Source organism: Pseudoalteromonas sp. Of7M-16, from assembly GCF_022347805.1.
Taxonomy (GTDB): domain Bacteria; phylum Pseudomonadota; class Gammaproteobacteria; order Enterobacterales; family Alteromonadaceae; genus Pseudoalteromonas; species Pseudoalteromonas luteoviolacea_F.
This window is the reverse complement of record NZ_JAKRFY010000004.1, coordinates 1-10,715: the sequence shown is the minus strand read 5'-3', so window position 1 is coordinate 10,715 and position 10,715 is coordinate 1. Positions and strand designations below refer to the sequence as shown.

Sequence of the window (10,715 nt, the reverse complement as noted above, 5' to 3'; positions counted from 1 at the left end):
CTTTATTCTTTAATTTAATTAATTCGTTGCGGCATTGGACAAGCTATAGTTTTCAGAGCTTGCTTTTTTTGTGACAATCGACACTGTCGCGGCTAAATCATGGGCACCTGAAGTTGTCTCTTGGACTCGGCTACTACCTAATTTAGATTGCTTAACAGTATGATCTGCGACTCCTTTATCGGGTTCTGGGGTCGGCTTTGGATCGGGCTTAGGATCCGGCTGAGTAACAGGTGATTTTCCTGCATCATTTGATGCTTGGCCACCACCGCCTCCACACCCAGAAAGGCTAATACAAGCGAGTAGCGTCAGGGCGAGGTAATGTAGTTTATTCATTTTCGTTGTTTTCCTTTAATAAAATAACGTTCATCAATGAACTCGGTACTTTCAAACGTGAAGGTGTATAAATTCTTGCTATTTACTCTCGTAACTTCCCTCCCGTGTTCACTGATAAAGCCTGAGTATTGTTCGGGTTTATAGCTAGAGCACGTGCTTTGTACATCTCAGCTTTATTATTAAGTCCCAATTGAGCTGAAGCCTCAGCGGCTCGGATCAACATATATAAATTGTATGGATATAGTTTGATGGCATGTTCTAAGCTTTTTAAAGCTTGTTCTGCGTTACGCTCTTTTATTAAATACAGGTCAAACAACCTCAGCGCAGCAAAATAATCGTGCGGATTCATGTCAAGTGCACTTTGTACTTTATCCGTATCACCGATACGGTAGCCCGTAGAAGTTAAGTTTCCTGACACTGTTTTTAAAGTAGACAAATAGCCTAAAAAAATAACTAACGGTAAGCATAGGAATACTGGTTTTATTCTAAAACTCACCGCACTTTTTATGAAAAAGCCTCGTCTGGAAAGTAAAAATGAGAATAAAAGAATAGAAAAGAACAAGCTTACTGGGGTTAAAAACACAGAGCTAAACATCGAGTGGAAATACAACGAGAATACGGCCATAAAAATCCAGGCATCTATGTAATCTCCCTTCAACAAATTATGAAGTGCCTGTATAAAAACCAATCCGAAAATCACTAAGAACAAGCTACCACCAATAAAGCCCAGTTCACTATAGAACTTTAACAATATGTTATATGGCGTTCTTAATATACTTAGCTCTGTAATATAAGGGGAAGACTCTTCCGTACCAGCTTTTGCATATTTCTGATGAATGTATTCAAAATTATTAACACCAACCCCATATGGATTATCTTTAATCATATCTATGGTATTCAAAAACAGTTTATCTCTACCTGTGTCTAACGATTGAATTAACTTGAGTTGTGTTTCAAGCTTTGAAAAACCAAGTTCATCAATGGCGCTATAGCTCACAACAGCCCCCAAAAATGCGGCTGAAATTGAGAGATACTTAATAGGCACTTTTTTTGTTTTAAGCAAAATGACACATATGACTATTATTTCCGCAAACAATAAACCGAGGATAGTGCCCCTAGTATTTGACTCCACTAACAAGTGCATCAGAAATGCTAAACTGATTAGGCCAAGCAGCAAATGAGGGAGTGATTTTCGTTTGTTGTAAATTGATAAAACAAGTATTGGGATCCAAATGTTTAACACATGTCCCAAGTAATTGACAAAACCGATAGGCGAGAAGTTACTACTCGAATAAGCATTGCCTAGCCAATACCTTTCGTAAATAGTAGCAGCACTAAAAACAATAGATGCATAAAAAACACCATCGGTCATTACGCTCAATAGCTTTTCCTTAGAAAAGGATGAAATCAATATATATATCGATAGAGTAAAAGCTAAAAATCGGCAAATAAATAGCGCAGACTCAAATATATTGGGAGCCCAAGCTAAAGTAATGAGCATGTATAGAGCTAAAAACCCGATTGCAAACCCTATTACATTAAGCTTAATAGAAGGCAAAGAACGAATTGCATAAATAACTAGCAGAATACAAAATGAGTCAAAAACCACCCATTTTGGATAGTTGTATTGATAGTAAAACCCCTCAAAATGTACAACCGAAATTACACAGGAGAATATAACCACCAACATTTTTAAAACTGCTGATTTCGATATGTATGAATCATTAAAATGAGTAAAATTCACGTATCGGTACATTAATTCCATTTAAAAACATCAGACCACTTTAAATTAAGTGAGTTTATACACTTTAGTGAAATTAAGATCAACAAAAAACAATTTAACTGGCATATATATTAATCTTTTCATTACCAAAACAAAAACAGGAAAAACCATAAAAAAATTAATAAACAACCCAATAAGCATGCTTAATCTTTTAAAAACCAAATAAAACAAACAAATTAATAACATTTCAGATACAACATTTAAACTATAGCTTTGTTGTCACTTATCTAATAAAGAGTGGAATTGAAAATGTAATTTAAAACTGGTTAAAAATCCCTCTAATTAAAGCTAGGGATTTCAAAAATGCTATTTAATCCGAGACATTAAGCGGAAGTGCCTTTATATCCCATTGCTTTGCGCCGAGAAAACTAGAAGTACATTGCTGAGATAATAAATTTTTAACAAGGTATAGAGATAAGTTGACACACCGCCACCTCTGCTGGAGCAGTTTTTAGCAATGCCAATTAATGATAGTTAGATTGATCTTAGGAGCAACCAAGCTTGTTGCTCCTATCTGTCTCACTTGTTTAGAATTGCACGCCAAGAAATAGCGAAAATTCATTGATTTTATTTTCACTTATATCAAAGTGGCGATATTGAATGCCCGCTTCAAAGTGCTCACTAATTTGATAACCCAGCTCGGCACCCGCAAATGCGTTCGTTTCACTCGCCTCATAGCTTTGCAAAAATCGATTATCACGCGTACTGGTTATTTTATATTCCCAGTCAAATGCACCAACAAATACTTCGCTTTTAATACTATGCCATGTAAATAAATCATAGTTTACTTGCACAGTGAAGCCCTCAGGCAGCACAGGCGCTATTCGTGATACCGCAGTATGCGCTTCTCCGGGTGTCAGACTTGCCCCTTCAAAATCAACTCGACCTTGTCCCAAGTCGACATACCCAATACCAACATGCCAATTAGGCAATAATTCGAAATAGCTACTAACGGACCATGACGAACTTGTATCGTCGATGTTTTTTACTTGTAAGCCTGAGTTATTGTTGTGAACCCTCTCACTGGCTTGCGCTTCTCCTAAAGTGCCCTTTAACGTCCAAGTGTCCGCATAAGCAGTGCCTGGAAGTAAACAACTCATCGAGATCAAAGCAAAGCTAGGCAGTATGGTTTTTCGTCTTCGTATTACTAATGCAGAAAGTATCACTATTAGTCCCCCTCCTAGGCTACCTGACGATTTATTTTCAATATTAACGGATTTATACGCAGTTACCGTCACCTGCGCTATTCCTTGTGATATTGCCCCCTTGCCATCTACTACTGTGTAAGTGACGATATCGACACCTTCGTAACCTGATCTAGGTGTATATGTGATAGTACCATCATCATTAACACTCACGGAGCCATTTTGCGCAACAGCTTCTATGATAGAAAATGCATCACCATCCGCATCAAAGTCGTTATCTAGCACATTAATTGTGATCGCAGCTTTGTCGGTTGTCGAAGCTTGATCTAGTTTAGTAGTCGGTGCAGAGTTCACAGCTAGATTCACGGTGGCAATACTACTTGTAGTACCACCTTGACCGTCAGTAATACTGTATTGGATAGTAGCTAACCCTACAAAAGTCAGTGGCGGCATATAGGTCAGCTTATTGTCTTCTATTACCACAACACCAAAGTCGACCGTTGCACTTGTAATAGTCAAAGTATCGCCATCAACATCTGAATCGTTTGCCAAAACATCAATCTGAATTGCCTGACCAGCACCAACTGTTATTTCATCAGATATTGCAACTGGCAAGTTATTACCTGTGTTAATTACTGCAACGCCACCTGGATCAATAATACTGCCATTTGCGATCCCATCATCATCGTTTGGACCACCATCCACAATTTGCAGTTTTACACACCAGTGCCCTTCAGCTAAGCCTTCCTGCCACACATCATTACCAGGAGGAGCACAATAACCAGGCTCTCCAAGCGAAGAAAATATTTTATTTTGCTCATCAACTGCAAAATCGACCCACTGTTCACCTTTGAGCTTGCGGTATACCGCATTGACAGGTATCGGATTACGCTGAGGAATAACAATACTGTAGCTATCTCCTGCTTGCGGCAGTCCCACTGCGATAAAGTCAAACAATCCACCAATATTTATCGCACCTGTATCCTCTTGAATCTCTTCAGGTAAAAGCTGTACTCCGCCAGTACTATTTTGTGCAATTGTTACCCCTTTTCGGATACATACACCAGGTTCGCCCTCAATTAAAAATTGCGAAGACTCTGTAACTTGCTCCTGCATTACATTGCAATCGGTGATCGCATCCTGATAGTCGGGAATACCATCATTGTCCGAATCTGTATGACCTTCCTCATTGTCCGGAATTAGATCTCCATCTGTGTCTTGGGCAGTCAAGACAGCCAATTCCGGCACTACTTCTAGATATATTTGAGCAGTGTTGGAGAGGCTTGGCTCTCCATTGTCCGTTGCAGTAATCGAGATCCCATATACACCTGTTGTCAAAGCTTGTGGCGAAAAGACAAATTCATCAGTAACAGTGCTGATATTTTGCAATTCAGAATTTAAAGGCTCCCAAAGCAATGTCACTGTATCGCCCAAGTTAGGATCTGTGACCTGTGCAGTAATGGTCACCAATTGTTCATTCGCCGTTACCGTGGTGCGTAATTCATTATTTTGAAGGGCACTTAACTCAATATCAGGCGCTACATTGTCCTCGACGATGGTGATTTGCGTTGTGAACTTGGCGCCTCTGTTCAAGGTATCATCTAAGGTAACTATGATAGATTCGTTACCTTCACTTTGCCCGTCTTCAAATATGCTGAATGTGATATGCCCTTCAATTCCTGATTCAATTGTGACCGAGCCACTAGACAAAGTATGATCTGAGCTATTAGCTGTGCCAGAGACAGTAAAAGGCACTTGGACAGGGTATCGAGCTGCCTCACCATTTAAGTACACACCTAATGTAAAGCTCTGTCCTTCCGAAAGCTGAGCATCTTTAGCCAAAGAGATAAGCGGGTTGACCAGTACGTTCTGAGTTGCAAATGTACTCAGGCCATTGCTGTCTTCAGCTCGCCAAGTCGCTATGTGTCTACCAGGAGGAAACAGTAAATTATTGTCGACTAATGACACGCCAATGACGTTGCCGTTGCTGTCGGTTGCTGTCGCATTGCCTAAATTCACTTTTGTAAATAATGCTGTCGCATCTATAGTCACATCAGCTGGCACAGTGATTGATGGTGGCGTGCCCTGCGCATCATTTCTATTTACCGTTAGCTCGGCGACCGCACGACTAATTTCACCTGCTTCATCTTTAATTACATACTCAATGATAACGACACCATTAAACGAATCCTCAGGTGTATAGATCAGTTCACTTCCTTGTACCTGTACGCTGCCCACTGACGCTTGTGCACTCAGTAATGCAAGTGAGTCGCCAATGTCTACATCACTGTCGTTATTCAAAACAGCTAAGCGGTATGTTCCCGCAGCCTCATCAAAAGTTTCTTCACCATAGTTATCATCTTGAGCCTGAGGCGCATCATTTATATTGTCTATGGTCATTACCACTGTCGCGACATTCGACAATGCCCCAGCCATATCCCTCACGGTATAAGTGAAGCTATCACTCCCCACTTCATTAGAGCTGGCGCTGTAGACGATACGCCCCATTCCATCTATGGTTGTTTGTCCCTTTGTCGGCGGCGTAATCACGGTCACCGTTGATACATCAAGTTCGCTGCTGCCATCTACATCCACATCATTACCCAATACATTGACAGCAAAAACCCCCTCTTCATCAAGTGCAGCAATATCGTCATTGGCAACTGGTGCATCATTGACCGCATTTATTGTGAGTGCGACGGAGGCTGGCAAAGAACTTAACCCTTCACTGTCAGTTAACGTATAAGTGAAATTGAACTGACCATTTTGATCCTGTGCAGGGTCGATTTGCAAGCGACCGTCAGCCAATATTGATACGGTTGCAAAATCAAACGTTCCGCCATTTTGCAACGTGATATTCGCGCCATTAAAACCGTCGTCCTCGACGTCATTATCGTTGCTCAATACATCGAGAATAACTTGGGTATCTTCTCGTGTATTGACACTGTCGTCAGCCGCAATTGGCGCATCGTTCACTTCACCAATATTGATAGAGACAATGCCCAGTTCAGATACTGCACCATTGCTATCAGCAATGGTGTAAGACAAGCTGTCGGAGCCTTCTTCATCTTCAAACGGCGTATAATCTATGGCTCCTGCTGAGCTGTTAACTACTGCACTTCCTTTGACAGGCTGAGCTACCAATGCTATCTCGCCTGTGGGAATACCATCTTCAATATCTGTGGCAAATGCTCTTACATTGATACTTGTTTGCTGCGCATCTTCTTCAATATTTGCATTGAGCGCCTGTACCTGAGGTCTATCATTTACGGGGGAAATCACGATAGATACCGTCGCTTTCTCCGAGTTATTTGATGTTTGATCAGATACAATATAGGTAAATAGGTCGGAGCCATTTACATCTAAGTTGGGCGTGTAAGTCGCTACACCATTTTCGATTGAAACAGTACCCATTGCTGGCTGATCAACCACGATTGCCGAAGAGGCCACTATGTCTCCTTCGGGATCCGAATCATTGTCCAGCAAGTTGATGGTAACCGCCGTGTCTTCACTCGTTTGCGCATTGTCGTCTTGCACGATAGGTGCTTCAGAAATCGGCGTAATTGAAATATTTGCGGTGACAACATTAGACTGTGCCCCAAAACTGTCTTGAATTCGGTAAGTGAAATTATCGCTTTGTGTTTCGCTATCATCATGCTGATATGTAAAGCTACCATCTGCACTGACAGTTAGTGTGCCGAAAGATGGCTGGCTGATATCAACAATCGACACAAAATCGGCGCTATCAAGGTCGTCGTCGAACACAAAGCTACTGCTGAGCAAGCCGTTGTTAGCATCAACAGCCAATGATCCCCCTTCATTGACGTTAAAACCACGGTTAAGGCCAACAGGTGCGTCATTAGTATTGTTGACCGCGATGTCAAAGGCCGCCAATGTCGCTGACACTTGGCCATCACTCACTGACACAGTAATGTTTGTGTAATTGCCGACATCAGGATCTTGGGGTGTACCAGTAAGTGCGCCTGTTGAAGAGTCAAAACTAGCCCAAGGAGGCGCATTTTGAATACTAAAACTCAACGTGTCGCCATCAATATCTGCCGCGACAGGTGTAAAGCTATACGCGCTGTCTTCGTCTACAGAGGTTGAGGGTATACCGCCAATCGTAGGTGCATCGTTGGTATTACTGACTGTTATAGAAAACGCGACCAATGAGGTTGTAAGCTCACCATCAGATACGCTGATCACAATATTGTTATACACCCCAACATGGCTATTCTCTGGCGTACCAGTCAAAGCTCCCGTTGTGGTATTAAAATTAAGCCAATTTGGTCTATTTTCAATCGTAAATGACAGGGTATCGCCATCTTTGTCGTCCACATTTGGTACAAAGGTATATGTGCTGTCTTCATCTATCTGTTCACTCGGCGTACCTGAAATTTCCGGTGCATCATTAATGTTATTAATGGTGATATTGACTGTCGCAAGGTCTGAGTCAACTTGTCCGTCATTCACTTTAAACGTAAAGCTGTCCGCACCAAAGTCGTCTTGATTACCCGTATAGGTAACAACACTGCCACTTAGTGAGTAAGTGCCCCTAGTTGGTTGGTCTACAACTTGGTAGGTCAAGCTGTCATTGTCGATATCCTGAGCACTCAAAGTGATAGCAACGGTGCTTTCTTCATCGACGCTAACTTGTTGACCTGTCACTGTCGGTTGATCATTAACTGGGGTTACGGTCAAAGACACATTTGCGGCTTGAGAGTCGTCGGTGCCATCATTAGCTACAAAGGTAAAACTATCACTGCCGTTAAAATCTGACGTTGGGGTATATAACCAAGTCGTATTTGACTGCTGGACTAGTGTGCCATGAGAGACTCCCGTCAACACACGGTAACTCAGCGAATCATTCTCTTGATCTGTGGCATTTAACGTCACACCTAAACTGGCATCTTCATCTAAACTAAGCGCTTGAGCCTGCGCCACTGGAGCGTCATTAACAGGGGTCACCGTCATAGTGACCGTCGCCTTATTTGATATAGCTCCCGCAGCATCTTGGACTGTATAAGTAAATGAATCATCGCCAAAGTAATGCTCATTTGGCGTATAGACAATAGCACCTTGTGCGTTTACAACTACCTGACCGAATTGAGGTTGGTCAATGACCGTAACACTGGATAAATCAAAGCTATCATTGTCATCGACATCAGTATCGTTACCCAGAACATTGACTTCAAAAGACCCTTCTTCTTGTAAACTCGCCGTATTGTCATTCGCGACTGGCGCATCATTGACCGGTGTAAGCGTCACGCTGACTGTCGCCGGATCAGACATCAACCCTTCACTATCGGTCAGTGTATAATTAAACGTAAATACACCGTTTTGATCAGCGACAGGTGCGATATTTAACTGCCCATCCGCTTGAATCGTAACCATTGCTTTAGCGTAGTTTCCAGCGCCATTCCCTTGATCTTCAAGTGTTATGTTAGCGCCATTAAAGCCTTGATCTTCAACATCACTATCATTGGATAGAATTGACAACGTGGTGCTGACATCCTCGTCGGTAGTTACGCTATCTCCAAGTGCTACCGGCTGATCATTTATTGCACCTATGTTGACCGTAACGGTCATTGGTGCAGATATACCGCCTGTACTATCTGCCACTGTATACGTAAAACTATCAGTACCCGTTTGATTTGCGTTCGGTTGATAAGTAAACGTCCCTTGCTGTTGATCTATTACTACGGCACCTTTGGTAGGTTGTGATGCAATTGCTAGATCACCTGTTGGCATACCATCTTCGATATCCGTCGTTTGAGCACGCACTTGAAGCGGATCTGAATGAGTATCTTCCGAGGTATTAATCACTAACTCTTTTGCCACAGGCAGATCATTTTGCGCGGTAATAGTCACCGATACCGTTGCAGTATTAGAGGTATTTTGCTGGGCATCTTTGACTGAATATGTAAACGAGTCACTGCCATTCTCATTGTTATTTGGTGAATATGTCGCAACCCCATTTAATATCGACACAGTACCTTTTGTTGGAGCTGTGATCACGGTCGCTGAGGATGCTACGATATCCTGCTCTGGATCGCTGTCATTGGCCAGCAGGTTTATGTTTCCTGAATTGTCTTCTGTTACGGTGAGCACATCATTGACCGCCGTAGGCGAGTCGGCAACAGGCGTCACAGTGATTGACACGGTATAAGTATCAGACACGGCATTGGATGCGTCTTTGACCCGATAAGTAAACTGATCTGTGTGGTTTTCGCTGCCATCATGTTGGTAAGTAAAGCTACCGTCCACATTTAGCGTTAACTGACCAAAGGACGGCGCTGAAACTTGCTCTACTGATAATGTATCACCACTATCAGTATCGTCATCGGTTGCGGTACTCAATAAACCCGCTTGCGCACTGATACTTAGCAGCCCCGCTTCCTCTGTTGAGAAGCTAAAGGCAGTACCGTTCGGTGCATCATTGACATTAGTTACTTCAAGATTAAAGCTCATTAAGAAGGCTGTGTCCGTTCCATCACTCACGGAGATCAAAATACTATTGTACTGACCTACATCTGAATCCGCTGGGGTGCCAGAAAGAGCTCCTGTGCTCGTATTGAAGGTTAGCCAATTGGGTAGATTTGTGACGCTGTAGGTATGTGTATCTTGTTCATCAGAATCAACCAGAGTAGGGATAAAATTATATGCTTGTCCTTGTGCAATGGTATTCGCAGGCTCCCCACTAAGCGTTGGTGCCACGTTGTATTTCTTGGTGACTGTATCAGAGATAAGGCTAGCACTATTTCCTGCCGCATCTGTGATTATAACTGCTAACGTCAAAGTACCTTCTGCTAAGTTACTGACATTAACCGCGGATACCTGAGCAGTAGCAGCATTAATATTCCCATTGCCCGTAACAAACTGATTATTTGAGTCTGTAACGGTGTAGGTAAATGAGCCTGTTCCCTCTAAACCAGTTAACGTAAAACTCAATGCTGATTCATTATCACGGTTGATCAATGTCTGGTCGATATCTACTGCATGCCCACTTGGAACACTGGTATCAACACTCAAGGTTAGTTGCTGGGCTGCGGTATTGGCATTACCTGCACTGTCTGTAAATTTACTCGCATTAATGTCTAACGTAGCATTGGTTTCTGTATTTTCATTGGGTGTAAATACAACACTATATTGCGTACCAGAACTTGCCGAAAAATTACTTAGGGCGCCACCAGACACACTGATATCTTCGACAGAAAAGTCACTGCTGGATTCGCTTAATGTAATTGAAACAGTCGCCGTTTCTCCGACTTTCAGCGTAGGATCAGATGCGCTGAACGTCGTTACCGTTGGACTTGTAGTATCTAACGTACTGCTGGCAGTCACTGCTGTGGCCCCATTGCCCGCGGTATCCGTTAAGGTCACAGATAAAGTCAATGTACCATCATTGAGGGCACTTAAATCCAAGTTGGATAGCTGCTGACTGGCTGACGTCA

Annotated in this window: 3 protein-coding genes; all 3 read right to left on the bottom strand. The window is 42.4% G+C overall.

Translation table 11 applies throughout. The annotated features are described in order from the left end of the window. Nucleotides 1–18: 18 nt before the first annotated feature. The 3 genes from MHN81_RS05370 to MHN81_RS05360 all read right to left on the bottom strand — a co-directional run bounded on the left by MHN81_RS05370 (nucleotide 19) and on the right by MHN81_RS05360 (nucleotide 10,686). On the bottom strand, nucleotides 19–333 hold the full coding sequence (locus MHN81_RS05370) for a hypothetical protein (protein ID WP_023398197.1): 315 nt from the start codon (nucleotides 331–333) through the stop codon (nucleotides 19–21). A gap of 82 nt (nucleotides 334–415) precedes the next feature. Continuing rightward, entirely contained in the window at nucleotides 416–2,098 is a 1,683-nt protein-coding gene (locus MHN81_RS05365) for a hypothetical protein (RefSeq protein WP_239425196.1), read from the bottom strand. A 545-nt stretch (nucleotides 2,099–2,643) separates the two neighbouring features. Further along, the gene (locus MHN81_RS05360; protein ID WP_239425195.1) at nucleotides 2,644–10,686 is read right to left on the bottom strand and encodes an Ig-like domain-containing protein; all 8,043 of its coding nucleotides are present in this window, start codon (nucleotides 10,684–10,686) and stop codon (nucleotides 2,644–2,646) included. Nucleotides 10,687–10,715: the final 29 nt, after the last annotated feature.